The organism is Prosthecobacter fusiformis (assembly GCF_004364345.1).
In the GTDB taxonomy this organism is placed as follows: Bacteria; Verrucomicrobiota; Verrucomicrobiia; order Verrucomicrobiales; family Verrucomicrobiaceae; genus Prosthecobacter; species Prosthecobacter fusiformis.
Window position 1 is genome coordinate 1,137,425 of record NZ_SOCA01000001.1, and the last position, 25,847, is coordinate 1,163,271.

A 25,847-nucleotide genomic window follows, 5' to 3' on the forward strand; every position below is an offset into this window, starting at 1 on the left:
TCCATGTACAAATACGTCATCTACGAAACCTGGCTGGATTGGGTGCCCTACGTCGCCTTCGGCGTCACCGCCCTCGTCTTCATCACCTTTTCCATCCACGCCCTCATCATGCGCAAAGACCGCGCGGACCACCTCTCCCACCTGCCCCTGGATAACTGAGCTTCTTTCCCTCCATGCCTCCCGATTCCCCTAACTCCGGCCCCACCCTGCGCCCACATGAATACGACGGCATCCAGGAATACGATCAAAAGCTGCCTAACTGGTGGTTGTTTAGCTGGTATATCACCATGGTGTTCTTCGTCATCGCCTGGGTGGCCTATTATCAGTTCGGCGTCGGCATGTCCGACGAAAAAAACATTGAGACCGCCATGGCCAAAATCGCCGACTTCCAAAAACGGGAGTTGGAGATGATCGATGACGACAAGCTCTGGGCCATGTCCAAGGATGAAAAGATCGTCACTGCCGGAGCCGCCACCTACAGCACCACCTGCATCGCCTGCCACGCAGCCGATCTCAGCGCCCACATCGCCGGGGCCAAACTGCCCGGACTTCCCCTCAACGACCAGGAATGGAAACACGGCGGACAGCCCACCCAGATCCTCACCATCGTCCGTAAAGGTGCCCCCGACCTCACCAAAGGCATGCCCCCCTGGGAACCCCAGCTCGGCCTCCAGCGCGTCGTCGAAGTCGTCGCCTACATCCTCAGCAAACACGAAAAAGGCGAACCCGCCACCCTCGCTGCCGATTCGCCTTTGGGGGCCCCGAAGTAAGCCTGGGCTTCACAGCTACAATTCTCCCAAATTCCTCACAGGTCTCAGATTTTTCGGTACGTCTGGCAGAAGTATATAGCTTCCTCAAGCGCCTCGGCCTCAAACCTAACGGTCATCGGCCGCTCTTCAATGAAGCGAGTACACTCGCATGAGATTCAGGGGCGGGGATCAGCTTGGAAGCACCCGTTCGAACATTTTCCATTCGCCCGGCAACAACCTCTAGTTGCTGTTTCAAGAAATCTTCAGATGGCGTACTTCGCTCCAAGATGGCTTCCACTAGCTCAGTTCGCGCTTCACTGGGCAGCAGCAACACTTCTTCAAAAAGGTGGCAAACGGCAGCGTTCATACAGTGCTAACTGTGTAAGTTCTGAAGGCCATTCAGCAAAGCAAAAGCTGCGGTAAGCATGGATAAACGAAATGTCAGGAGCGTTCCAGTTCCAGTCCCCCCGCTCCCAACCTTCACAAAATCTAAATTCTTTGCCTGATTTAGGTCACTTGTAAGCGTATTTAGCTTCTCAGTTGCAGTGGTGCCCGGCCACCGCGAAACTGTTCCCCCACCATGACCACCGACCGGCTCGCACTCGCCCTGTCCACCTTCGCCTTTCTGGCGGCGGTGGTGCCTGCCCTGGCCTGTCTGAAGTCAGGGGACTGGCGGCGAGGCCCGACCCAGGTCATCGCCATGACGGTCGGTTTTCTGCTCCAGACCGCCGCCATCTACCTGCGTGGGCAGGTCGTCGGCCAGTGCCCGATGAAGAGTGTCTCGGATATCCTCGTCTTTATCGCCTGGAGCATCGTGCTGCTCTACTTCCTCGTCGGCACCACCTACCGCGTTTCCCTCCTGGGCATGTTCACCGCACCGCTGGTGGTGGCCATGCATGCCCTCGCCTTTCTCCTGCCCGGTGCGTTTCCTGATTATCCTGCCAAGGCCAAAATTGATGCCTGGGTGGAGTTGCATGCCGCCCTGGCCCTCATCGCCTACGCCGCCTTCGCCCTGGCCTGCATCACTGGCGTCATGTACCTGCTGCAGGAGCGTTTCCTGAAAAAGCACCTCATCGGCGGCCTATTTTATCAGCTCCCGCCCATTCAAGGCCTGGCCAAAGCCATCCAGCGCCAGCTCCTGCTGGGCCTCATCCTCCTGAGCGCCAGCCTGGCCATCACCTTTAAACTGGACACCCCCATTACCAACCCCAAGCTCATCTTCGCCTGGGGTGTCTGGGGCCTTTATGCCGTCATGGGGTTCATCACCTGGCGGCACACCCTCTCCCCACGCCAGACTGCCTGGCTGGCCGCCGTGGGATTTGTCATCCCCTTCATTTCCCTGTGGCTGGTGACCTGACAATGACCTTCCCAACCACCACAAGTGAACATCTGGTCTGCCTGGGCCTGAATTATCGCACCACCCCCGTGGAGGTACGGGAGCGCGTCGCATTCCCGGAATCCAAAGTCCCGGATGCCGTCCAGGAAATCCGCCAGCTTCCTGGTTTCGAAGAAAGCGTCATCCTCAGCACCTGCAACCGGGTGGAGCTCTACGCCACCCATTCCCTGACGGACCCCCTCCAGGCCCACCAGACCCTGGTGGAATACCTCGTACGCCGCTTTGAGCTGCCCCCGGAGCAGGCCGAAGCCCTCGTCACATACCGGCTGCGCTCTGATGAAGCCGCCCGCCACCTTTTCCGCGTCGTCAGCGGCCTGGATAGCATGGTTCTCGGCGAGACCGAAATCTTCGGACAGGTCAAACAAGCGTATAAGGTTGCCCTGGAAACCGGCAGCACTGGCCGCTCACTCAACAAGCTTTTCCAACAGGCCTTCACGGTCGGAAAAAAAGTACGCCACGACACCACCATCCAGCGCGGCTCCACCAGCGTCGGCTCTGTCGCCGTAGATCTGGCGGAAAAAGTGCACGACCTCAAACAGTGCCGCGTCATGCTCGTCGGCGCTGGTGAAATGAGCCGCACCTGCGCCCAGAGCCTCCTCTCCCGCGGAGCCCAGAGCATCATCGTATCGAACCGCAGCTATGACCGCGCCGTCGAGCTGGCCACCGAGATGAAGGGCACCGCCATGAAATTCGATGAATGGGAACACGCCCTCCACGAGGTGGACGTCATCATCTCCAGCACCAGCGCACCGCATTTCGTCATCAAGCCGGAGCTCATCGACCAAGTCATGCGCAAGCGCCGCTGGGATCCCCTGCTCATCATTGACATCGCCGTCCCCCGCGACGTGGACCCCGCCGTCAACGAGATCGAAGGCGTTTATCTCTACGACATTGACGCCCTCCAGGCCATCGCCGACGACGGTCGCCGCGAGCGTGAGCGCCAGCTCAGCGCCTGTGAGCGCATCATTGAAGACCACCTGGAAAAATACGGCTTCACCCATCACGCCGTCCCGCTGGCAGCCAGCAGCCAGGTGGTCATTTAAACATTTGCCTCCCTCATTTGGGCTCATTCGTGTTTTACCGCAAAGGGGCGGAGGAGCAAAGAAGCGGCGGACGGATCTCATCTGATCCCGTTCATCCCTGATTTATTTCATACCTCTGCCACCTCCGCCTCTCTGCCCCACTGCGGCTAATCCAAACTACCCACAACCCCTCCCCCCGCCACCTGCATCTTAAACGGTGCCGCCTTAAACACAACGGGCGTGCCGAACCCGGCCAGCTCTCCATCTACCTCCACAGGTGCCAGCGGATCTGCCGTGACGGTAAACTCCCGCAACTGCACGTAATCCAGGTCCTCCGCCGGTTCATATCCGCCCTCCAGGATTCCACGCAGCATCTGCGCAAACTCCCAGCCGCCCAGCCCGCGAAAGATCAGCACATCCAGCAGCCCATCCTGATTGTTCGCCTTCGGGAAAACCTGCACCGGCCCTCCGTAGTGCTTGCCGCCTCCCACTAGCACGACAGAGCCATGCATGGCCGGGCGTCCCTCCACCGTCACGGTCAGCACGGGCGGTTTCCGGGTCAGCACCTGCATGGCGGACATCACATAACTCAGCGGTCCAAAGCGTTTTTTGCTCTCCCATGAAGTCTCCTGGATGATCTCCGCATCGAAGCCCACGCCGGCCAATTGTACAAAGTACTGCTCATTGGCCATCCACAAATCAAGCTCTCGCAGGCGTCCGCTGGAAATTTGCGCCCAGCATGCGGCGATGTCTGGACTGGGCAGCCCAAGCTCGAGTGAAAAGACATTCATCGTCCCTACGGGCAGCACGCCCAACGCGGTATGCGGCTCCCCTGGGGCACGCCCGGCATTCACCCGGCAGATGCCTTGGAGAATCTCATTCATCGTACCATCCCCGCCAGCAGCCACGATCAGCGGATGCCCTTCACGCGCCAGCTTTTCGGCAATCTCCGTGGCCTGTCCTGGATACTCGGTCAGGACCAGCTCTGGCTCGGGTGATAATGCACGCAGGGCCTTCTCACGTGCCGCCGCCTGCGTACTGCGGGCAGCGGGATTTAGAATAACGGGGATTCTCGCAGGCATGGGGGCTGTGCTTATCCCCCAAAACGGCCTGGATCACAAGCAACAGTTGCCAACGTAAAGTCGGCCTCTTCAGGCATACTTTGCCAGCAGCTCGCCCGCCTTGGAAGGCTCCACTTTCTCAAAGAAATCATCCTCCACCATGCACACGGGGCCGAAGCCGCAGCTAGCCAAGCATTCAGCAAATTCGATGCTGTATTTGCCATCTTCACTCACGGCGATGGGGTGATGATGGTCGCAATGGCTGCGGTCAATCTTCGCCTCTTTGCAGAGAGAATCCATCAGCTCATAGCTGCCTGTCATCGCACAGGAAAGCGTGCGGCAGACACGGATGTGATACTTCCCGGGAGCGCTCTGGCGGAAGCCTGGATAAAAGGTCACCACCTCCAGCACCTGGATCGGCTCTAGGCCCAGCTTGGCCGCCACCCAGGTGACGATGTCATCGCTGATGTAGCGGTAATGCTCCTGCATCAGATGCAGCAGGGGCAGAACGGCGCTGCGTTTGGACACCGGGTAATGCGTGATTACCTCGTCCATCTTGCTCTCCAACTCTGCGGGGACTGCGAATGCCATCTTGAAATTCAGGGGATAAAGGGTTGCTTCGTTCAGCGTCGGAGGATCCTAGCGGTCACATTCGCCCATCACAAAGTCCAGGCTGCCCAGCACGGAAGGAATGTCGCTGAGCATGTGGCCCGGCATGATTTTGGAAAGAATGCTCAAATTGATGAACGAGGGGCTGCGGATCTTCAGACGGTAAGGAACACCGCCGCCCTTGCTGTGGATATAAAAACCCAGCTCACCCTTCGGGTTTTCCGCGCCAAAATAAACCTCACCCGCCGGCGCATCAATGCCCTGAGTGGCAATGATGAAATGGTGGATCAGCTCCTCCATCTTCATCAGCACGCGATCCTTGTTCGGCAAAAGCCCCTTGGCATCCGCCACGTTGATGGGGCCACCAGGAAGATCGGCAAGCACTTGGCGCAGGATGCGCACACTCTGCCGCATCTCTTCCATGCGCACCAGATAGCGGTCAAAGCAGTCGCCTTTCGTCCCGATCGGGATGTCAAAATCGTACTTCTCGTAATCCAGGTAAGGATTCGTTTTCCGCAGATCATGCTCCACGCCGGAGCCGCGAAGATTCGGGCCGGAGATGCCGTAAGCGATGGCATCCGCCTTCGTGATCACACCAATATCCTGGGTACGCGCAATGAAAATGGCGTTGCGTGTCAGCAGCTTGTCCACTTCATCAATCACCGGCTCCAGTTCTGTGAGGAACTTCAGCACCGCATCCGTAAAACCAGGCGGCAGATCCCGCACCTGACCACCCACACGGGTATAGCTGGTGGTAAATCGAGCACCCGTAAGCTGCTCACAGAGGTTATAGATCTTCTCGCGCTCTGTGAAGGTATAGAGGAAGACGGTCATCGCCCCCACATCCATGGCGAAGACGCCCACGCCCAGCAGGTGGGCCGAAATACGAGCCAGCTCACAGCAGATCACCCGGATAGCACGGCCACGCTCCGGCACTTCCCAGCCCATCAGCTTTTCCACCGCCAGGGAATACGCCACGTTATTGGCCAGAGGAGCCAGGTAATCCAGACGGTCCGTATAGGGCACGAACTGGTTGTAGTGCATGTTCTCGGCGATCTTCTCATCGCCCCGGTGCAGGTAACCCACATCCGGCTCCGCCTTGGTGATCGTCTCACCGTCCAGTTCCAAGATCATCCGCAGCACGCCATGCGTCGCCGGATGGGAAGGTCCCATGTTCAGGACCAGCTTCTCACCCACGAGATCACTGGTCGTCTCTTCGAGGTTCTCCAGGTGCATCGCAGCCTTGGCGGCGGTGTCCGGGGTCTCGTATTCACGGGTAACGGCAGGCATAATGGGGTGAAGATGACTATTCTACGCCCCCCAAACAGCGGCAAGGCGAATTTGTGAAAAATTTCACAAGCTCCTCCAACCCTGCCTTCCAAATGCCTTTTCGCAAAGGGAAAGGTCAGAAGACTCCCAAGAAATTCAGGTGCAAAAAGTTTAACGCCAAACCCATTGTCCAGAGCTCCGGATCGTGGCTCCCCCTGGACGCAAAAAGGCTGCCTGATGAACAGACAGCCTTTGAGAGGTTGGAAATCCAGACAACGAGCCAGGAAATTTAAGCAGTCGGCGCAGGAGCACCTTCAGCCGTCTTTGGCAGAGTGAAGCGGAAGCGGATCTTACCACGCTTTGCGGCTGCACGAGCCTTGCGCTTGGTGCGCTCTTTCGGATTCTCATGAGCGCGCAGGCGGCGCATTTCTTCGAGGATGCCTTCCATCTCGAGCTTGGTTTTAAGACGCTTGAGAGCGCGGTCAACAGGCTCACCTTTGCGGATTTGGACTTCGGGCATACGTGTTCAGAGAAATGGTTTTGAAAAGGGGTGACGAGTCTATGGGCTGACAGCCATTCGTCAAACGGAAAGATGCATTGCTGAACGCTTTTACACCTCCACCAGGTTAGATTCAAGAGGACGACTGTAGCAAATTTGAAGGCTGACGGCCCCAGAACCCATCTGCATCCCCCAATTGGGTCTCCTTTAATCAGCCAATCAGCCTCGACATGGTTTTACCAACACACCTGGAGAGGAACAGGCTATCTCACAATGCTTGATAGCAGGCCAGCTAAAGCATTCCGACATAACGGTTTAGCTGCTGTTTCTGAAGCGATTCCCCCGGATGGCCAGCCATTCTTCTAGATGAGCAGGGCAAACATTGCGGACCTGAAATTTGCTGCCATACAGCCACCAGCCCAGAAATTCGTCTCTGACACCTTCGATGATGTCGATGGGCCTGGCTGACTTCCCCGCATCCACCGCCAGCAGGCGTTTGAAGAGGTCTTCGAGCGTGGTCTTTTCCACCGAAGTGTCAACCCGCCCAAGTTCGTCGATCCAGGCCTTGAGCCGCCGTTCTGCAATCTTGCGATCCGTGGTTTTGAGGGAGCGCTCCTTGCGTTTGCCCTCGACCTTCTTGATGCCCAGATACATGCCCGAGCGCGTGTTCCGATACAGTCCGGCGATGCCAGGGACTTTGATGAAATCGGGCGCGGGTGCAGATGATGAACTGGAGGCGGGAGGCATGTGACTCCCCTAGAAGTTGACAAAAGGGCCTCCAGGACGGCGGAAAATGACAGTTTTGTCAGCAGATGGCATAGCGTCAGCCTTTGAGTGCCAATCACCACGCAAGAGCCAGTCTTCAAAGCAAAAACCATGAAGTGCGTTGAACGAGTTTTTACCTTCCAGCCCACCATCTTCACCTGCGGGATGTAGCCATCCGGTATTTGTAGGAAATAAGGAAGATGAAGTTCATGGCTGGTTTGTCTGAACTCTTTTCCTACTGCATCAAACCAAGCCTACGGCACGCATCTCATTCACCAGCTCAACTGCTGATGCTGCCGTAGCAACAAGGAAGGCGGATGTCATATCCACGCCGTTCTGGTGGTTTTTGAAATCACCTGCCTCTTGGATGTGGGCGATCAATATGAAGTGCTTCCGGTTCGCCTTCTTCGGACTACTCTCCCATTTTCGGTCATCGGTCATGGCATCGAGTAACTCGACCAAGCCACTCCGATTCTCGGGCCAGCGGCGTTCGACCTTCAGCCATGGCGGCCCGCTTCTCAGAGCTGGGACCATGTGACTGGGCGATTCCACATCCCAAATGACATTCAGAGCCTCCTCTGCAATGTCACGGAATGCTCGTGATGCTTTGTCTGGTCGTTCCAGGGACTCGATGGCGTCGCGCACGTTCGAGACCAGTTCACATTCTTCGTCCATTTTGGGGCCAAGGCGCATGGCGAGCACCTGTTTCATCGAGTTCAAATATGATGCTTCGGTGCCGAACCATTCCTTAAGCAAAACGGTTCCCTTGGCTGCTCCGGCTCCAAAATCCTGCATGAGGCGACATGTGGGCTTCAGGTTGCCTCCAGCACTCGTGAGAAGGCCAAGACACTTCAGCTTCCGTGCACCATTGCTTGGAGTCGTTACATTGCCCGTGCGTCCAGCCGTGATGAAGACATCTCGCTCATCGGGATCAAGGTCCTGCCAGATGAGTTCCAGTTCCTCGGCACGTTCTTGGACGATGGCTTGGGCGGCAGCGTTGATGAGTTCCACTTCCAGAGGCACTGTATCAGCCAACTTTGAAGCCTCCTCGCACAATGCGATCACGAGGGAAGGATTTCCACCGGATGCACTGAGGAGGGCTGGCGCAACACCACTAGACCCCACGCCTCCTATTTGGAGTATCGCCATGATGTCCTCCACAGTCATTGGTTGGATGTCGATAGGGTTTTTGAAACGATCCGACATCAGGGAGTCACGCTTCTCACGGGTGTTGCAGAGTTCCCGAATCCGTTTCCGTGAAATGCAAAGGAATGTCACCGGCGCTCGTTCCACAAAGTTGCAGAGGAATGACCAAGCGGTCTGGAGTGACACAAAAGCATCATCAATGCCGTCGAGGATGAACAGCACTTTGTGCCCTGCGCTTTCCCAGTCATCCACCGTAGTGTTGAGCTTCTCCTCGACAGGTGATTCCAAATTAGGGTCCAACCATTCAGTGCTTGCCTCCGGCGGCAGTTGCTGGCGAATGTCCTGAATCAGAGCCTCATAAAACGTTTCGTCGCCATCAATGCCACGGCCTTTGAGTTCGCAGAACACGATGGCGTTGAACATCTGCTTCGTGACACTATGTGCCGCCAGCGCCCGCACCACACAGCTCTTTCCAGTGCCGCGAGGCCCCGTGAGACTGATGTTCCGACGGGCCAATTCGCGTTGAAGCTGGGTGATAAGAGCGGTCCTACCGAGGGCGGGCTGGGCTTTATAGCGATAGTCAGAGAAGGTCATGGTTGTCGGGAGATGATTCATCGCTCTCGGCGACTTCGGCGCAGACGGCGGCGAAATCCTGGTGACGACGCAACCAGAGGGCGAACAAAGGAACTTCAAAAGCGAGGTCTTCGACCTGATCGTTGATGGTGGAACTCAAGACATCTTGGTCTTTGAGCGCGTCGAGGTCGGCTTTGAGCTGTTGGAGGCTCTCGAAGCGGAGTCCGCTTTCCTCCGCCTGTTCTCGGAGCAGCACAGGGCGCACGGCCTGCTCATCGCGGGCCATTTGCTCCAAGACGAGCACCAGGGCCTGCCTTCGCGAGTTGCCGATATCATCCCAGAGACGGGCAAAGGTTTCAGAGTCCTCGATTTGTTCCTGGGCCGCCTCACGCACCATTTCCAGAGAAATCAGCACGGCGTGGCGATCCGTACTCATGTCAAACAACCGTCCGCAAAGAGTTTGGATCAGCAAGGGCTGACGTCCTGTAAGGCGAACGATCTCTGTCACTGCCTCGGGCGAATAGGCAAGATGCCCATGCACGGGTTGAGTGACAAGTTCAGCAGCCTCTGCTGGTTCCAGACCACGCAGTTGTAGGCTTTGGCCCAGGTTGAAGAGCACGTTCCAATACTGCTGACGCAGCCGCCTGATCTTCAGCGAGCCCGTCAGGATGGCAGCGAGCTGTGGGTGGTCCTGCAACAGGTTGCGAAAGTTTTCAGGCACCTGGCTGCCCGTCACACCTGAATCGATGCCTGACTGGATGAGGTCAAACTCATCAAACATGAAAAGCAGCCGCTTCTCACCCAAGACAGACAGTGCGGCTTCCAGAATATGGAGGAAACGTTCAAAGGGTGCGCCCTCGTTGAAGAATGTCTCCAGGTCCCTGAGCAGCAGGCGCTTAGTCTCTGTGGGCAGTCCGGCACTCACGTGGCCCAAACCGGCTATGGGAACGGCTAGTCCAGAATCGCTCGCGGCTTCCAGCACTTTCTTGGCGATGCCTTGAAAAATGCGCCGATCGGGGATGCCGGACGACTTGCTCTTGGTTCCGCCTGAGGCTCCAGGGAAGCGCTGAAAATTGATGTCCACGGGCAGCCATTTGGCGAGGTCCAGCCGGTGGGTGCGGTAGTATAGCAGCAGCGAGCTTTTTCCGATTCGGCGGTTTCCTTCGACGATCAGCACGGTCGTGCGATTGCCGCGTGAGAAGGCTTGGTCCATACGATGAAGCGCTTCTTTTCGGCCATAAAACATCTCATCCTTGCCACCCACCGGGCTGCCACCGTCCACATAGGGGTTCTGTTGCACGGCGGTGGAGGCCGTGCGCAGCGACACAACGTTCACTTGTTCCTCGATGACTCCATTGAATTCGCGACCATCCAAGGTGCGTGCCTTCCATTGCACCCGAATGGGCAGCGGCCCTGCATTCGTCGCATGAACAATCACGGGCAGTTTGAGGCCGTCTGCACAGGCAAGCATCTTGGCATGATTTCGGCCTTCGTTGACGGACACCATTACATCTTGAAGGGACAACGGTGACAGGTTTCCAAGTTCAACTGTGACTACCGTTTGTGTGGCTACGGTCACTTCCTGAGGTTCCAGTGTGACATGCAGTTTTACGGGCTGGCATTGCCGCCCAATCTCTGTAGCTGCCAGTTCGCCCATGCGTCGGAGCAGCGTTTTGCCTCGGTGAGTGATGCCGTCCTTTTGCAGTTCATCAGCGTTCGGAGCGGTGCTGTCTTCCAGCATTTGGGTGATCCTTTCCACAGCGCTGGCGAGTGCTTTTTCGCTCTCCAGAAACGCGTGCTGCCAGAATAGCAGCAGAGTAAGCCGGTCATAGCCTGGATTTGTTCGAAGCGCTTCGAGCAGTCGATGCACAAGCGCATCCACCTCGATCCACCAATCGTGCAGCCCACCCTTGGGAATGGCCTCATTGAAGCTGTCTTTCCATGTTTGCAGTGACCAGCTGAGTCTTCCCAGCCATGCTTCCACTGCCTTCGCGGACTCAGGCGCAAACGTCGCTCGCATCGCCTCGCATTCGCTGAAAAAGGCCAGTGTTGGGTCCTGGCGCAGACGGTCGTCAAAGACGCTGATGGCTGTCTCAAGTGGATGACCTTGAAGGAGGTGCTCGCCGATTGCATCCAGGATCTCGTCCGGGCCGTCAATCATGGGCATTGACTTCAAATCACGCAGTACTAGGTGCTGGATCACTGAGCCGGTGGCCAGCCCCTGCAGCCAAGCCATGCCCGCTTTGGATCTCAGGATGCCCACGATGTGGCGAATGGTTTTCTCCTCCATGCCCAATTTGGGACGGATGATGATGATCGAATGCGAGGCCACACAGCGGCGCTCTTCTTCAGCAAAGACACTGACCTTGTCCACCGTGCCGGTGCCGGAGAGCAGGATGTCCCACGGGCGCAGAAGCTGCCGCTCCCGCACCTCACTGGAGGCTTGCGGGGTGAGCAGCAGGGTTGGCGGCTGGCAGAGCGGCAGGGCGGCATCAGAGTCTACCTTCCGCGTCAAGTCACTCACACGGATGAGGCCCACGAGTTCATTTGGCTCACGTTCTCGCAGCTCAGCTGCACGGAGGGTCCGTTCCCTGGTGTAGGCAATGCCTTTGGAGCAATCCGCCACCTCTTCCAGGGTGGTGAGACGGAGTTGGGGCTTGGCGGCCACCAGGAGATGCAGCGAGCGCTTCAGATCCCCTTGCAGGTCTCTGGGCCAGGTGAACTCCACGTCATGTTCTTCCCAGGAGTCGCGAGGCACGATGCCTGTGCGCAGTTCGGAGAGGCGACCGATTTTCGGAGGTGGCGAACTCAGGTTTGCCAGCCCTCGGGCCAGGGCCAACATCTCAGCACGTTCCTCGGCATATGCTGGATTGACCTTCTTAGAGTCTTCCCGCAGAGCGGTGAGATCGGCATCATTGACCGCGCCCATGGCCGTCCGCAGCAGGAGGCTTAGTAGGTTTAGTTGTGGCTGCGTGGGGGCGAAATCAGCGTCCTCCAGGCAGCGTTTCACAAGCGGCTCACCCACAAACAAGCAAGCGTTGGCCGTGTGGCCTCGACTCAGCAGCAGCAGTAAGCTGGTCACACGGGTCGCAGTGCCAGTAGCAGTATCAGATGGCAGCTCCGCCACGGCATGAAGTTGCTGGTGATCCACCAGCCAGCGTCGCAGAGATTGGTCGGAACCGTTGCGGGCCAGGGAGCGTGGCATCCAGGCAATGAGTCGGCCCGTGGGTAAAAGCCCTGCGAGCGCCCGTTGGAGCACGACGCTCTCCACCCGGCGAGAAGGTACTGGCACATCCGTCTGATCCTCGGGCATCACGGCACCCCAGGGCGGTGCGGCGATCACCCAGTCATAGACCGGCTCGGGGTTCAGCAGATTCGGGGCCTCCAGAACCACGTCAGGCTGCTCCACCTCATGGGCCAACAGGAGGGCAAGTGCTTGTTCGGCAAAACTGGCGCTGCCGGTGCTCACGGTCACTCCATGCCGGGCCATATTCGTGAGTTGATTAGCAGGCGTGTAGCGGGCTAGTCGTGCCAGGCGATCCAGTAGCTCATTCAGCAAATGGATATTCTCCCCGCCAGCCAACAGCACGCGGTGATGCGGCTGGATGGCGGCGAGATCACGCAGCAGCAATTGCATGGGATAGCTGGCTAGGCTGAGCCCGTCGGAGCGATGCTCGCCGATGCCCCAGAGCAGGAGCCGGAAGTGCTCTTGAAACCACCCGGCAAAGGTTTGTTTCTGACTTGGTTTGAAGCACTGGATGACACGAGCCGCCAACGCCGTAGCTGACTCCAGCTGCACAGGCCAATGGCTGCGGAGGCTCATGCGCTGGCGAAGTGCCTGGGTGCGGGTGGGCCAATGGTGAACGCTAGCCTTGTAGCTATGCCACCAGGCATTCAACCCGGCGTATTGCTTCTCCTCCCAAGCCTGTGCCCAGGGCGGCACCGGCAGTTCTTCCCATGCCCTGCCCTCAAACTCCAGGCCCGCGATCTCCGAGGCATCCCGCTCCTCCAGCATGGTCAGCGAACCCAGGAGGGAAAACGCATGGACAAACTCCGCTGGACTCACGCCCTGCTGGCGCAGCACGCGCGTCCACTCGTCCGGGTCATCGGGCAGGCGCAGGGAAATAGAAGATAACGGAGGAACAGGCATGAAGGGCTAAAGACGAACAACGAAGGCTTCGCGGAGGACAGCGTGGATGCTAGCACAGTGGTAAAACTGGCCGGAAGTGAATACTGCCAACCTTGCACCGCTTTAGTGTTGCGCGCCAGTGGCTCGATGTCATGGTCCATAACTTTTCAGTTATGGATGATCTCTTCGCACAAGGTGGCCTTTCGCTAGAGCGGCTTCGGACGTTCTGCCTGATCGTCGAGCACGGAGGCTTTACGAGAGCGGCCCGTGGTGATGCGGCAAAACAACCCCTTTACAGCCGTCAGCTCAAGGAGCTGGAATCGTTCTTTGGCACTGAACTCGTGCGGAGGTCAGGAAAATCTTTTGCCCTGAATGATGAAGGCAGGCGGCTCTATGAGCTGGCACGGAGCTACTTCGGAGCATTGTCAGACTTCAAAAACGCCTGTTCCAACCGCTCCATTCACATTCACCTTGGTGCTGGAGACAGCATCATCCAGTGGCACATCCTTCCAAAACTGGCGGACATCAGAAACGCACTACCCAACACGGTGCTCAAGCTTCTCAACCTACCGACGGAACAGATTGTGGACCGGGTTGCCTCTGGCGACCTAGACCTTGGAGTCGTTCGTCAAACCGCAGTGAAAGGTGATTTGAAGTCACACGTTCTCGGCAAGTTGGAGTTTGCTCTTTTTGCCCCCATACGCTACGCCAACAACAACTGGGAATCGACTCTGAGAAGCTGTCCTTTGGTTTTGCTTGAAGGCTCAGGAGAGTTTCGGAAAGAGCTGGAGAAAGCCGCACTTAAGGAGCAATTCCAGCCACGAATCGAAGTAGAATGCGCTTCATTTCCTGCAGTGGCAACAGCAATGAAAAGCGCAGGTCTTGCAGGGATTCTTCCTCTTGCCGCCGCTGATGAGCTTGGAACTCGGAGCTTTGTTCGCCAAGAGGCATCCTGGCTGCAAAAGTTAGGAAGGCAGATGACACTGATTGCCAGTCGTCGTACTCTAACTCTGCGTCCTGACTTGGAAATGATTGCAAAAGAACTTGTAGGCCTGTTACGAGCCTAGTCCAGATCCCATTGTTGTACAATCACAATCCATGGACCACCCCCTCCCCCAAAATGACTCATTCTTCCCTAGCAGAGGGGGACTCTTAGGGGGGACTCGCTGCTTTTTGAGGCATGGAACCACCCTTAAATCCGTTGATTATCAACGGATTGAACGCTGAAACCTACCCCTTCAGGCCTTCCTGACGAACGAAGGGTTGAAGCCTTCGTGCGCAACTGTATGAACCTCTTCTAAACTGTTCACATCCAAGGATTTCCAAGGAAGAACATGCCGCCCAGACAGCCGCTCAGATTATACCTACCCACTTTACTCGAAGACTGAAATGGACTGGAAATTACCCTTATACCACCCGGAGGGGGGGCAAATCGGGGGGGGGGGGAAATTCATGGTGGGCGAAAGAGTTCCTAAATCTACATTGCGCAGTGGATTCAAAGTGACTCATTCCCCTTTGGCAGGGGGACTCCTCGGGGGAACCTTGTGTTTTTTGTGGGGATGGCCACCCTCTCAACATGTTGATTATCAACATCTTAAGTTGCCGGAAATCAGCCCTTCAAGCCTTCTTGCCGAAGAAAGTTTTCGACCCAGGTGATGTCGTATTGGCCGTTTTGGAAATCGCTGGTGGTGAGGACTTTGCTTTGGAGGGGGATCGTCGTTTTGATGCCTTCGACGACGAATTCACCGAGGGCGCGGCGCATGCGGCGGATGGCGATCTCGCGGGTGGCACCAGTGACGATGAGCTTGGCGATCATCGAATCATAATAAGGGGGTACTTCGTAGCCGGAGTATACGTGGCTGTCCACGCGGACGCCGCGGCCACCGGAGGTATACCACAGATTGATCTTGCCAGGGCTGGGGGCGAAGTTGCGGAAGGGGTCTTCGGCATTGATGCGGCACTCGATGGAGTGACCGCGAGGGACGGCATTGAGCACGTGCTCGCTCAAGGGCAGGCCGGCGGCGATGCGGATCTGTTCCTTGATGAGGTCGCAACCGTATACTTCTTCGGTGATGGGATGCTCCACCTGAATACGGGTATTCATTTCCATGAAGTAGAAGTCTTCACGGTTGTTATCGACGAGGAATTCGATGGTGCCGCAGTTTTCGTAACCGATCTCTTTGCAGATGCGGACGGTGGCATCGCCCATTTTCTTGCGAAGGGCCTCGGTCATCTTGGGGCTGGGGCACTCCTCAATGATCTTCTGGTTACGGCGCTGCATGGAGCAATCGCGTTCACCGAGGTGGACGACGTTGCCCTGGCTGTCGGCGACGATCTGGAACTCGATGTGATGGGGTTTTTCGACCAGCTTTTCCATGTACATGGAGCCGTCGCCGAAGCATTTGAGGGCTTCCATGGAGGCGGCCTGGAAGCTGGAGATGAGGGTGGCCTCATTGAGGACAGGACGCATGCCGCGGCCACCACCACCGGCGCTGGCCTTGATGATGACGGGGTAACCGATCTTGCGTGCCCACATGAGAGCTTCTTCCTCGTTATGAATGAGGCCGTCTGAACCGGGGGTGACGGGGACGCCAGCAGCGCGTGCAGTGGCACGGGCGACGTTTTTATCTCCCATCATGGAGATGACGCGGGAGCTGGGGCCGATGAACTTGATTTTGCACTGCTCGCAAACGTCGGCGAATTCAGCTTTCTCAGAAAGGAATCCGTAGCCGGGATGGATGGCATCGACGTTGGCGATCTCCGCAGCGCTGATGATGCGGCTGATCTTCAAGTAACTCTCGCTGCTGGGGCCGGGGCCGATGCAGATGGCTTCATCGGCCAGGTGGACGTGCATGGAATCCACATCCGCCTCAGAATATACGGCGACAGTTTTGACATCGAGCTCTTTGCAGGCGCGGATGATGCGGACGGCGATCTCACCACGGTTGGCGACGAGGACTTTTCGAAACATGAGGACGGGAGAGGGAGTTGGCGAATCTTGACGGTTATGACGTTTGGCCTCCTGGGCTGGCTGACACCTCTATGGGGGTCAAAACAGCCGAGGATGCGCTGGCGACCTGCCTTAAGCTTTGAGCTCAAAGAGGGGCTGGCCGTATTGGACGGGCTTACCGTCTTCGACCAGGACGCGGGCGATGGTGCCGCGGATCTCGGCTTTGATTTCGTTCATCACCTTCATGGCCTCGATGATGCAGACATTGGAATTTTCGTCCACGGAATCACCGATGCTGGCAAAGGCTTTTTCACCGGGGGCGGCGGAGCGGTAGAAGGTTCCGACCATCGGGCTATTGATGGTGGGACCGGCTGGCTCAGAAACGGCGGAAGGAGCGGCTGCAGCAGCCGGGGCACCAGCGCTCAGGGCCACGGGCGCAGCGGCCATGGAAACAGGTGCGGCGGCGGATGCCATGGGCAGATGCCGGAGCAGTTCTTTAGCGGCCTGGAAGTCAGAGCCGCGGCGCAGCTCCACTTTAGAGCCTTGATTTTCAAAGTGAAAATAGCTGAGGTCGTTTTCGGCCATCAGGGTCACGATCTGTTTGATCTGCTTTAGGTCCAAAGCTGTGGCCTCCTTGTCGTTTGATTTTGTTTCGTCCATTTCCGGGATATGGGTACTGTTAGCGGAGTCGAGGTTAGCGCCGATGACTGCCGTGGCAAGAATAAAGAAACAACCTGTTAAGGACGGCGACGTGGACCTTTTTTATCCGACGGGCGCTTTCCTGCGGCACGCGGAGGGCGGCTGGAGGAGTCACGGGGGCCACGGGACTTGCCTGCGCTGCGTCCTGAGCCACCACTGGAGCGCGGTTTGCGGTCGTCATCCGGGCGCTTGCTGCTGCGTGAGCGGGGAGCTGCGTCATCGCCTGAGGAGCGAGAACGCGGGCTGCGAGGGCGGTCTTCACCACCGAAAGAGGGGCGCGAGCGCGGAGCCTCATCATCGCCCGTGGAGCGGGAGCGAGGGCCACGAGGGCGATCTTCGCTGCCGAAGGAGGGACGTGAGCGAGGACCACCACGGGGGCGATCATCCCCATCAGAAGCACGGGAGCGGGGAGTCCGAGGGCGATCTTCGCTGTCCGAAGTGCGGCCGCGAGGGGTGCGGGGACGGTCGTCACTACCGAATGAAGGGCGGGCACGGGGGCCACGGGGACGGTCTTCGCCGCCAGTGGAGCGACCACGCGGTGTGCGCGGACGGTCTTCGCTATCCGAAGTACGGCTGCGTGGTGTGCGGGGGCGCTCTTCACGGGAGGAGGTGCGGGCACGAGGGCCGCGGGAACCAGGACCGGTCCGGCGGACTGGCCGGGCGTCTTCATCACCCGCATCGCTAGGGGCGGGAGCGGTTTTGGCTACCTTAGGTGGTCGGCCAGTGGCTCCATCTTTGGAGAAAAAGCGCTCGACCTCGACTTCGGTGAGCTGTTTCCAGCCGCCTTTTTGCAGGCCTTTGAGTTCCAACCAGCCGATGCGGGTGCGGGTGAGGCGCTCGACTTCAAAGCCGAGCTGGTAAAACATAAGGCGGATCTGGCGCTTGAGGCCCTGCTTGAGGACGACATGCGCGCGGTATTCGGTGATCATCCAGGCGCGCTCGCACTTGGCGTGGCCTTCTTCGGTGAGCATGCCTTTGACCAACTTGGCCATGGTGGCCTGGTCCATGGGCTGGTCCACGATGACCTCGTATTCCTTTTCAGCACCCATGCTGGGGTGGATGAGGCGGTGGGAAAGTTCCCCCCGGTTGGTCATGAGCAGGAGGCCTTCGCTGTCTTTATCCAGACGACCCACGTGGTGGAGCGTCTGAAACTGCTTGGGCAGGAGCGAATAGATCGTCATGCGATCCCGCTCATCGCTGCGGCTGCAAATGTAGCCGCGCGGTTTGTTGAGGGCAATGACCACACCGCTCTCGGCCTTGACGGGCTTGCCGTCGGCGATGATGCGATCCTCATCGGATACCTGGGTGGCCAGGTCTTTGATCACATGTCCATTGATGGAGACGCGACCTTCTTGGATGAGTACTTCGCAACCACGGCGGGAGCCGAGGCCGCACAGGCTGAGATAACGGTTGAGGCGCACGGTGGGAGGCGGGGATTAACCCGCGCAGACTATTCGGATTTGGTCTTCGGCAGGCTGGTCGGCAGGCGACCTTCCTTCCACTGACCGCGGGCCTTCATGAGCTTGATGCGCTCACCACGCTTAAGGACACTGCGCTTGGTACCAACGGAACCGGCGGTTTTGAGGCTGCGATGCTGAGACATGGTAAGAAAAGAAGGTTCGGGGTTAAGAAAAAGGGTTTTGAGGATAGGCGAGTCTGCGGAGTGCGCAAGAGGTTTGTTGATGGGAGGAAAACGAATGAGGCTGCGGACGGGGACGGAGGACGGAACTGGGTAAAAAAATTCGGGGTAGAAAGATTTTTCTTTGGGTTTGGGGGGGCGGTTCGTCGCGGATGGGGATTTGGGGAGAATTTGATTTTATCCCCATTTGGGGATTTGAGGGGTAAAAGCGTTGGCGATCAAAGGATTGCCGTGGGGATTTGCTTCCCCATCCCTTCCCCACAGGGTTCCCCATGGGGAGGTGCGGGGGAAAGAAGTGGGGGCATGGGGGGGTGGCCAGGGAGGTAACCGAGCGGCTGTAAGATTTGGTCGCTAGCATTCGGTGGATGTTTTATAGTATGCTGCGGATGGCTGATTTTGCAAGGGGGGCTGATCGGGAGAATGGGATGAGGGCGTTCTTTTGGCCCGGGTATTCCCAAAGCCCCACGCCTTGGCAGGCGCAGCTAAGGGGAAATGCATCCAGTCTTGACCAGTGGGGTGTTGACAGCCAAGCCTGGGCGGCCTGATTGAATTATGTCTGACGCCAGCGCCACTCCTATGATGAAGCAGTACCTCGCCATCCGGCGGGAGCTGCCGGAGGACGTGCTGCTGTTCTTCCGGCTGGGGGATTTTTATGAGCTGTTCTTTGAGGATGCGAAGACGGCGGCTCCGCTGCTGAATGTCTCGCTCACGAAAAGGAACGGGGTGCCGATGTGCGGGGTGCCACATCATGCGTCCACGGGGTACATCGCGAAGCTGATCAAGGCGGGCAAAAGGGTGGCCATCGCGGAGCAGACCTCCGAGCCGACTCCGGGGAAGATTGTGGAGCGGGCGGTCTCGCAGATCCTGAGTGCGGGGACGGTGAATGATCTGAACCTTTTGGAATCCAACCGGGCGAACTATCTGGCGGCGGTGTTTCGTGCGGGGAAAAAGCTGGGCCTGGCCTATGTGGACCTGACGACGGGGGAATTCGAGGTGGCGGAATTTAAGGAGCCGGTGGATCTGGTGGATGAGCTGGAGCGCATCCAGGCGAGCGAGCTGCTGCACAGTGATGAGCAGCGGGATTTGATCGAGGCGCTGGGGAGTCCGGCATATGCGCTGGGGGTGGAGGGTTACCTTTTCCTGGAGGATCAGGCGGATCATGCGCTGACACAGCATTTTAAGGTGAAGTCGCTGGATGGCTTTGGCTGCCAGGGGCTGACGGCGGCGCTTTGTGCGGCGGGGTGCATCCTGCAGTATTTGCAATTCCAACTCCGGCGGAATGTGGATCACATCCAGCGGCTGCGGGTGGCGCAGACGAGTGATTTTGTGCTGATCGATGCGGCGAGCCAGAGCCATCTGGAACTGGTGACGGCACGGGGCGGGGCGCAGCACACGCTGCTGAGTGCTCTGGACCGGACGTGCACACCGATGGGCGGGCGCAAGCTGCGGCATTGGGTGCTGCATCCGCTACGGGATCTGGACCAGCTGACGGACCGGCAGGATATGATCGCGGGCCTGCTGGCGGAGCCGCTTTTGTTAGGCCAACTGCGCACTCTTTTAAAGGAGGTGCGGGATTTGGAGCGGACGAGCAGTCGGCTGAGCCAGGGCAGTGGCAATGGGCGTGATCTGCTGGCGATGGCGACCTCCCTAGAGGTGGTGCCGTCTTTAAAAATGGCGATGGAAGAGGCGCGGAATTCCGGGTTTGAGCGGCTGCTGGCTCATCTGCATGACCTGTCCGCGCTGGCGGCGGAGATCCAGGCGGCGATCGTGGATGAACCGCCGATGCAGATCAAGGAAGGCGGGGTTTTCCGGCCGGGCTATCTGACGGAGCTGGATGAGCTGCGCGATGCTTCAACGTTAGGCCGCCAGTGGATCGCAGATCTGCAAAATCGTGAGATTGAGCGTACAGGGATCAAGAGTCTGAAGATCAAGTATAACGCCGTGTTTGGTTATTTTATCGAGATCACCAAGGCGAATGTGGGCGCGGTGCCAGCGGACTATCATCGCAAGCAGACGACGGTGAATGGCGAGCGCTACATCACGGATGAACTGAAGCGGATGGAGGACAAGATTCTGGGCTCCGAGGAGCGCAGCAAGGCGCTGGAGTATGAGGAATTTGTGGGCCTGCGCGGCAAGGTGCTGACGCACCTGGCAGAGATCCAGGAAACGGCGGGTGTGCTGGCGGTGCTGGATTCTCTGTGCTCCCTGGCGGAGACGGCGCGGCTGTTTAACTACACCCGCCCGGTGCTGAATGATACACGGCATCTTTTCATCCGCGATGGACGGCATCCGGTGCTGGATCAGAACCTGACCAGTGGCGAGCGTTTCGTGCCTAACGATGTGACGCTGGAGCCGGAGGAAAGCCGGCTGATCTTGATCACGGGTCCGAACATGGCTGGCAAGAGCACGTATCTGCGCCAGACGGCGCTGCTGACGCTGATGGCTCAGATCGGCAGCTACCTGCCGGTGACGAGTGCGGAGATCGGTCTGGTGGACCGCATTTTTACCCGCATCGGGGCCAGTGATGATCTGGCGCGCGGGCAGTCCACCTTCATGGTGGAGATGAACGAGACGGCGCTGATTTTAAACAATGCCACGGAGCGGAGTCTGGTGATCCTGGATGAGATTGGTCGTGGCACGAGCACGTTTGATGGGCTGAGCATTGCCTGGAGCGTGGCGGAGCATCTGCATGATCACATCGGCGCACGGGCACTTTTTGCGACGCATTACCATGAGATCACGGCCCTGGCACAGAGCCGCAGCGCGGTGAAGAATTACAACGTGGCGGTGAAGGAATGGAACCAGCAGATCATCTTCCTGCGCAAGATCCTGCCGGGCTGTGCTGAGAAGAGCTATGGCATCCAGGTAGCGCGGCTGGCGGGTCTGCCGGAGAATGTCATCGAGCGGGCCAAGGAGGTGCTGGCGCAACTGGAAGCCGGGCATCAACCGGCGGAAAGCGTGACCGAGGTGCCGGTGCCGACCAGCGTGCCCGCGAAGGTGAAGAAGGCAACGAGAGTGGCGCGGGGTGAGGATGCGGGGCAGATGGTGTTGTTTGGGTGATCGCGCTTTCAGAGAATTTTAAATCCCGCAGAGCATATGGACTCAAGACGGCTGATCTCCTTGACGAGGTCTGAAAGGGTCACGCTTGGATGCAGGCTGATCAACATGTGCAGATGGTCTTCAACACCACCGATCCGGTAAAGGTGGCATTGGCGGTTTTGCAGCTAGCCCCAGATGAAACGAAACAAGTCGCCGCGGCGAGCTTGATCTAGAACCCGTTCATTGCTTAGATCTCCCCATTTTCACAGCAACGATGCCGGTTTTGCCTTTGCGCGTTCATACCCTTCATCCACGAGCAGCCCGGGTGAACGCGTGGCAGCGACGGCGAGTTCGTCACAGCGGTTGTTGCCGGCATTAGAGGCGTGGCCTTTGACCCAACGAATGGTGACGCGATGTTTTTCCAGGGCTTTGAGGGCGCGGTCCCAGAGGTCGGCATTCACGGCGGGTTGCTTGTCAGCCTTGATCCAGCCGCGGGATTTCCAGGCCTTGGCCCAGCCTTTTTCGACGGTGTCCACGACGTATTTGGAATCGGAAAACAGGGTGACTACACATGGCCGGTTGAGCAGTTCCAGCCCCTTGATCAGGGCCATCAGCTCCATGCGGTTGTTGGTGGTCTTGCGGTAGCCTTCGGAGAGTTCCTTGGTGTGCTGGCCAGCCTGCAACAGCACGCCGTAGCCGCCTGGGCCCGGATTGCCGCTGCATGCGCCATCTGTGTAGATTGTGACGGAGGTCATGTTTCGTCGGCTAATTGAAGAATCTTTTCACGTGTCCGGGCTGACAGCCAAAAGCGGCTGCGGTTTTGAAGGTCATCGAGAACGGGACGGAGGAGCTTCAGATGACTGGCTTGCTTGGCCCTGAAAAGGACGCCCAAAATGCCCACGACTTCGAGACCTAGAGCTTCGGCGACTTTCCTGCCTTGCTGCTCGTCCAGCAAGACGGCGTCGGCTTGATGCTCCAAGGCCAGTTCAATGGCGGCACTTTCACCCCGGTCAAGCTGAGCCCAGGGTGCACGGTTTTCCAGGGAGTGACTGGTTTGCAGGACTTGGATCCATTGAGGAAATGTCACACCTCCAAACAATGGATAAGCAGCAGTGATTCTGTCAAACTCTTCGGCTACTTCTATGGGGGCATAAACCACCTCGAAGAGCTCTTTGAGCAGGGGGTGCAAACCTACCTGGCAGAGATTCAAAATGACTGAGGTATCTGCAACGACGATCACTTTGCAAAGAGTCGGTCAAGGGCTGCAATGTCCTGATCCAGGCTGGTTTCATCGGCTGCAGGGATGCCCCGTTCATAGAGGGCTTGCTGGAAGGAAAAGAGATCCACCTCGGCGAGTTCCGAAGCGGCGACCTTGCCCAGGCGGCCATGCTGATACAAGGCGCAGGCGAGTTCCAGGCGCAGATCATTCACGCTGAAAGCGCGCAGAGCCGGGGTGTCTGGAATGTTCATGACCATGGACTTATTCTACTTCTTCCGCAGTCTCTGCCAAGCATCTTTCCAGCAGTGCCGCCAGGCCGGTGGTATCTGGCAGGGTGTGGGTGGCGGAAACGAGGTGAGGGTTTTCGCTTTCGATGCGAATGGTGAGGGGGATGCCGGCGTTGGTGCCCATCTGGATGTCGCGGTCGGCATCGCCGACCATGAGGCTGCGGGTGAGATCAAGGTCATGCTCCCGGGCGGCGCGCAAGAGCATTTCGGCACTGGGTTTGCGGCAGGTGCAGGCGGGGTCGCTGGAGAGGCAGGTGCAGGCATAGATGCCATCGAAGGCGGCAGCGTGTTTTTCCAGCTCGGCCTGCATGCGGGCATGGATGTCATCCAGTGTGGATTGCGACATGAGGCCTTTGCCCACGCCCTGCTGGCTGGTGGCCAGGATGGTGGCGTAACCACGAGTGTGACAAATCTTCAGCGCCTCGATGATGCCGGGGCTGAAATGGAAGTCATCCCAGGTCAGGACGTAACCGGCACCTGGGGAGAGATTGACGACACCGTCGCGGTCAAAGAATACGGCAGGTCGGCTCATGGATGGTGATCAGATTCATTGTTAGGCCAGACGGGACGACCGGTGAGGCAGATATTATCGCCAATGGGCAGGAGGGTGACGCTTTCCAAAGCGACGGATTGAGCCCAGGGGGGACCACCGATGACAGGGAGACCGCCACCACAAAGCCGGGGGGCGATGTACCAGCAGACCTCGTCCACCGAGCGGGAGGCGAAGGCTTGGCCGAGGACGTTACCGCCGCCCTCAATGAGCACACTGGTGATGCCTCGTGTGGCGAGGTCACGCAGCACATCGGGGAAAGCGAGGTCGCGCAGGATGAGGGTACGGTCCTGATAGGCATCGGTGAAGACATGGGCCTCCGCAGGTAGGTGGCCTCCGCGAGTGAGGATGATGCGCCAAGGCTGCTCCTTGGCGCTGCCATTGCGCAGGGTCAGGCGGGGATTGTCCTGGCGCACCGTTTCAGCGCCGACCAGGATGGCATCCACGCGGGCACGCAGGCCCTGGCTGTGGGCACGGGCAGCCTCGCTGGTGATCCAGGGGCCTTCACCGGCGGGGCGGGTGATGCGGCCATCCAGACTCTGTCCGGCCTTGGCGATCACATAGGGCAGACCGGTGGTGATCCATTTGGCAAAGGGGCGCAGGATTTCCTGGCACTGGGCCTCCAGGATGCCGGTGGTGACGCTGATGCCCGCGCTTTCCAAAAGCTGCCGGGCACGGCCGACATGGCTGGGGTTGGGGTCCTGGGCTGCCCAGACGACACGGGTGATGCCTGCGGCCTGGATGGCGGAGGTGCAGGGGCCGGTGCGGCCCTGGGTGCTGCAGGGCTCCAGGGTGACGTAGATCGTGGCTCCTGGGATGCGTTCGGGCGCTCGGCTTTGGGCATCCAGTAGGGCTTCGATCTCGGCATGAGGCAGCCCGGCTTGCCGGTGATACCCCTGGCCGATGAGCTCGCCACCCGCCACGATGACGGCGCCGACGGCGGGATTCGGGCTGGTGAAGCCGATGCCGAGACGTGCCTGCTCCAGGGCGAGGCTCATCCAGTGGAGGTCGGATTCGTGGGTGGCAGGTGACATGACGGCCTGTTTCATAACGCGCACCTTTCCACCAGACAAGGCGGCATTCAGCGGGAACGCTGACAGGGAAGTGCGGGCTTGACCGTTGGTGTGGGACTCTCTTCACTCCTGTCTGCATGAACCGCCGCGTTTTTCTCCACCAGTCCGCCTTTATCACTGCCGCTCTGACCGCCTCCAAGCTGAAGGCTTCGGATTCGCGGCCTTTGCTCGGCATGGACCATTTTTCCCTGCGCGCCACGGGCTGGAAAGCGGGCCAGTACATTGATCATGCTGCCAGTCTGAAACTGGACACGTGTTTCATCTCCGAACTGCACATCTTTGAGAGCTTCGAAGAGGCTTATCTGAAGGGGCTGAAGGAGCAGGCGGACAAAGCGGGGCTGAAGCTCTACGTGGGCACTGGTTCGGTGTGTGGCAGTTCCAATACCTGGAAGGATCTCTATGGCACGCCGGAGGAGCATCTGGCGCTGACCATCCGCATCGCCAAGGCGCTGGGTTCTCCGGTGGCCCGCTGTTACCTGGGCAATCAAAAAGACCGTGCAACGGATGGCGGCATCCAGAAACACATTGAGGCCACGATCAAGGTCATCCAGGCTAACAAGTCCCGCGCTGAGGCTGAGGGCATCAAGATCGCCATTGAAAACCATGCGGGCGACATGCAGTCCCACGAACTGAAGGCGCTGATCGAGACCGCAGGCAAAAGCTACGTGGGGGCAAATATTGATCCTGGCAATGCGGTGTGGGCCATGGAGGAGCCGATGGCGCACCTAGAGGCCCTGGGGCCGCTCACCATCTGCTCCAGCGTGCGGGATAGCATGGTGTGGGACACGGAAGATGGTGCCGTGGTGCAATGGACGGCTGTAGGAGAAGGGCTGGTGGATTTCAAAGCGTATGCGAAGCGCCTCGCCGAGCTGGCTCCAGGAGTGCCTTTGCAGGTGGAGACCATCTCAGGCTTTGCGCGGCCCATGCTGTATAAAAACAATGAGGATTTCTGGAAAGCGTATCCTGGCTACCGGGATACGGCAGCTTTCAAGGGCTGGGTGGATATGTCCAAGAAGGGCAAGGAAATCCCCACTTTTAAAGCACCGGATGGCGCTGGAAAGAAGGACGCTGAAATTGCTTATCAAAAGGCGGAGTTGCAGCGCAGCATCGAATGGTTGCAGGCAAATCTGTAAGGAAAGCGAGATCAAAGGCAAGTCGCCTGAGTCTGGTGCA

24 protein-coding genes and 1 pseudogene are annotated in these 25,847 nt (G+C 58.4%); 7 read left to right on the forward strand and 18 right to left on the reverse strand.

The genetic code is table 11. From position 1 onward, the window contains the following. Positions 1-3: 3 nt before the first annotated feature. Both EI77_RS23265 and EI77_RS04490 read left to right on the forward strand, forming a co-directional pair. Positions 4-159: a hypothetical protein gene (locus tag EI77_RS23265; protein WP_166647032.1), complete on the forward strand. Its 156-nt coding sequence runs from the start codon at positions 4-6 to the stop codon at positions 157-159. 14 nt (positions 160-173) lie between these two features. Next, positions 174-770 carry a cbb3-type cytochrome c oxidase N-terminal domain-containing protein gene (locus tag EI77_RS04490; protein ID WP_133793542.1) on the forward strand — a complete coding sequence of 199 codons (597 nt, stop codon included), beginning with the start codon at positions 174-176 and terminating at the stop codon, positions 768-770. A gap of 112 nt (positions 771-882) precedes the next feature. Here the strand turns inward: EI77_RS04490 and EI77_RS04495 are convergent, their stop codons facing one another. After that, positions 883-1,116 (reverse strand): hypothetical protein, encoded by a 234-nt coding sequence (locus tag EI77_RS04495; protein WP_133793543.1) that lies wholly within the window; start codon positions 1,114-1,116, stop codon positions 883-885. Positions 1,117-1,329: 213 nt separating this feature from the next. Between EI77_RS04495 and ccsA the strand changes: the two genes are divergently transcribed. Further along, positions 1,330-2,106 carry a cytochrome c biogenesis protein CcsA gene (ccsA, locus tag EI77_RS04500; protein ID WP_133793544.1) on the forward strand — a complete coding sequence of 259 codons (777 nt, stop codon included), beginning with the start codon at positions 1,330-1,332 and terminating at the stop codon, positions 2,104-2,106. Positions 2,107-2,108: 2 nt separating this feature from the next. Continuing rightward, entirely contained in the window at positions 2,109-3,188 is a 1,080-nt protein-coding gene (gene hemA, locus EI77_RS04505) for a glutamyl-tRNA reductase (protein ID WP_133793545.1), read from the forward strand. Positions 3,189-3,334: 146 nt separating this feature from the next. On the opposite strand, the gene EI77_RS04510 is transcribed toward hemA, so the two are convergent. The 7 genes from EI77_RS04510 to EI77_RS04540 form a co-directional block, all read right to left on the reverse strand. Further along, the gene (locus EI77_RS04510) at positions 3,335-4,249 is read right to left on the reverse strand and encodes a diacylglycerol/lipid kinase family protein (protein WP_133793546.1); all 915 of its coding nucleotides are present in this window, start codon (positions 4,247-4,249) and stop codon (positions 3,335-3,337) included. 69 nt (positions 4,250-4,318) lie between these two features. Then, positions 4,319-4,819, reverse strand: a complete 501-nt coding sequence (locus EI77_RS04515) for an NADH-quinone oxidoreductase subunit NuoE family protein (protein ID WP_133793547.1) — start codon at positions 4,817-4,819, stop codon at positions 4,319-4,321. A 48-nt stretch (positions 4,820-4,867) separates the two neighbouring features. Next, a complete protein-coding gene (nuoD, locus tag EI77_RS04520; RefSeq protein WP_133793548.1) occupies positions 4,868-6,127 on the reverse strand; it encodes an NADH dehydrogenase (quinone) subunit D in 1,260 nt (419 codons plus the stop codon). Positions 6,128-6,395: 268 nt separating this feature from the next. After that, the gene (gene rpsU / locus EI77_RS04525) at positions 6,396-6,626 is read right to left on the reverse strand and encodes a 30S ribosomal protein S21 (RefSeq protein WP_133793549.1); all 231 of its coding nucleotides are present in this window, start codon (positions 6,624-6,626) and stop codon (positions 6,396-6,398) included. Between the two features lie 294 nt (positions 6,627-6,920). Then, positions 6,921-7,352: a hypothetical protein gene (locus EI77_RS04530; protein WP_133793550.1), complete on the reverse strand. Its 432-nt coding sequence runs from the start codon at positions 7,350-7,352 to the stop codon at positions 6,921-6,923. A 261-nt stretch (positions 7,353-7,613) separates the two neighbouring features. Beyond that, entirely contained in the window at positions 7,614-9,110 is a 1,497-nt protein-coding gene (locus EI77_RS04535) for an ATP-binding protein (RefSeq protein ID WP_166647033.1), read from the reverse strand. Further along, positions 9,097-13,239: an N-6 DNA methylase gene (locus EI77_RS04540; RefSeq protein WP_133793552.1), complete on the reverse strand. Its 4,143-nt coding sequence runs from the start codon at positions 13,237-13,239 to the stop codon at positions 9,097-9,099. The genes EI77_RS04535 and EI77_RS04540 overlap by 14 nt, the downstream gene beginning before the upstream one ends. Positions 13,240-13,331: 92 nt before the next feature. On the opposite strand from EI77_RS04540, the gene EI77_RS04545 reads away from it, so the two are divergent. Beyond that, positions 13,332-14,285, forward strand: coding sequence for a LysR family transcriptional regulator (locus EI77_RS04545; protein WP_133793553.1), 954 nt, complete (start codon positions 13,332-13,334; stop codon positions 14,283-14,285). A gap of 542 nt (positions 14,286-14,827) precedes the next feature. On the opposite strand, the gene accC is transcribed toward EI77_RS04545, so the two are convergent. From accC to EI77_RS04565, 4 genes are all read right to left on the reverse strand, one after another. After that, positions 14,828-16,189: an acetyl-CoA carboxylase biotin carboxylase subunit gene (gene accC / locus EI77_RS04550; protein ID WP_133793554.1), complete on the reverse strand. Its 1,362-nt coding sequence runs from the start codon at positions 16,187-16,189 to the stop codon at positions 14,828-14,830. Positions 16,190-16,300: 111 nt separating this feature from the next. Further along, a complete protein-coding gene (gene accB / locus EI77_RS04555; protein ID WP_133793555.1) occupies positions 16,301-16,828 on the reverse strand; it encodes an acetyl-CoA carboxylase biotin carboxyl carrier protein in 528 nt (175 codons plus the stop codon). 77 nt (positions 16,829-16,905) lie between these two features. Beyond that, positions 16,906-18,288: a pseudouridine synthase gene (locus EI77_RS04560; protein ID WP_133793556.1), complete on the reverse strand. Its 1,383-nt coding sequence runs from the start codon at positions 18,286-18,288 to the stop codon at positions 16,906-16,908. Positions 18,289-18,317: 29 nt separating this feature from the next. Further along, complete coding sequence (locus EI77_RS04565; RefSeq protein ID WP_133793557.1) at positions 18,318-18,470, reverse strand: small basic protein; 153 nt, start codon at positions 18,468-18,470, stop codon at positions 18,318-18,320. Between the two features lie 588 nt (positions 18,471-19,058). On the opposite strand from EI77_RS04565, the gene mutS reads away from it, so the two are divergent. Beyond that, positions 19,059-21,566 carry a DNA mismatch repair protein MutS gene (gene mutS / locus EI77_RS04570; protein WP_166647034.1) on the forward strand — a complete coding sequence of 836 codons (2,508 nt, stop codon included), beginning with the start codon at positions 19,059-19,061 and terminating at the stop codon, positions 21,564-21,566. 53 nt (positions 21,567-21,619) lie between these two features. Here mutS and EI77_RS24175 read toward each other — a convergent pair. The 6 genes and pseudogenes from EI77_RS24175 to ribD all read right to left on the reverse strand — a co-directional run. Continuing rightward, positions 21,620-21,730: pseudogene (locus tag EI77_RS24175) on the reverse strand (transposase); the annotation flags it as partial. Between the two features lie 78 nt (positions 21,731-21,808). Beyond that, a complete protein-coding gene (rnhA, locus tag EI77_RS04580) occupies positions 21,809-22,300 on the reverse strand; it encodes a ribonuclease HI (RefSeq protein WP_133793559.1) in 492 nt (163 codons plus the stop codon). Beyond that, positions 22,297-22,785, reverse strand: a complete 489-nt coding sequence (locus EI77_RS04585) for a PIN domain-containing protein (protein WP_133793560.1) — start codon at positions 22,783-22,785, stop codon at positions 22,297-22,299. Before EI77_RS04585 ends, rnhA begins: the two co-directional genes overlap by 4 nt. After that, on the reverse strand, positions 22,782-23,015 hold the full coding sequence (locus EI77_RS04590) for a UPF0175 family protein (protein ID WP_166647035.1): 234 nt from the start codon (positions 23,013-23,015) through the stop codon (positions 22,782-22,784). Before EI77_RS04590 ends, EI77_RS04585 begins: the two co-directional genes overlap by 4 nt. Before the next feature lie 10 nt (positions 23,016-23,025). Then, entirely contained in the window at positions 23,026-23,583 is a 558-nt protein-coding gene (locus EI77_RS04595; protein ID WP_133793562.1) for a D-glycero-alpha-D-manno-heptose-1,7-bisphosphate 7-phosphatase, read from the reverse strand. After that, positions 23,580-24,650, reverse strand: a complete 1,071-nt coding sequence (ribD, locus tag EI77_RS04600) for a bifunctional diaminohydroxyphosphoribosylaminopyrimidine deaminase/5-amino-6-(5-phosphoribosylamino)uracil reductase RibD (protein WP_243838661.1) — start codon at positions 24,648-24,650, stop codon at positions 23,580-23,582. The genes EI77_RS04595 and ribD overlap by 4 nt, the downstream gene beginning before the upstream one ends. Positions 24,651-24,751: 101 nt before the next feature. Here ribD and EI77_RS04605 point away from each other — a divergent pair, with 101 nt between their 5' ends. After that, positions 24,752-25,807 carry a sugar phosphate isomerase/epimerase family protein gene (locus EI77_RS04605; RefSeq protein ID WP_133793563.1) on the forward strand — a complete coding sequence of 352 codons (1,056 nt, stop codon included), beginning with the start codon at positions 24,752-24,754 and terminating at the stop codon, positions 25,805-25,807. Positions 25,808-25,847 lie beyond the last annotated feature (40 nt).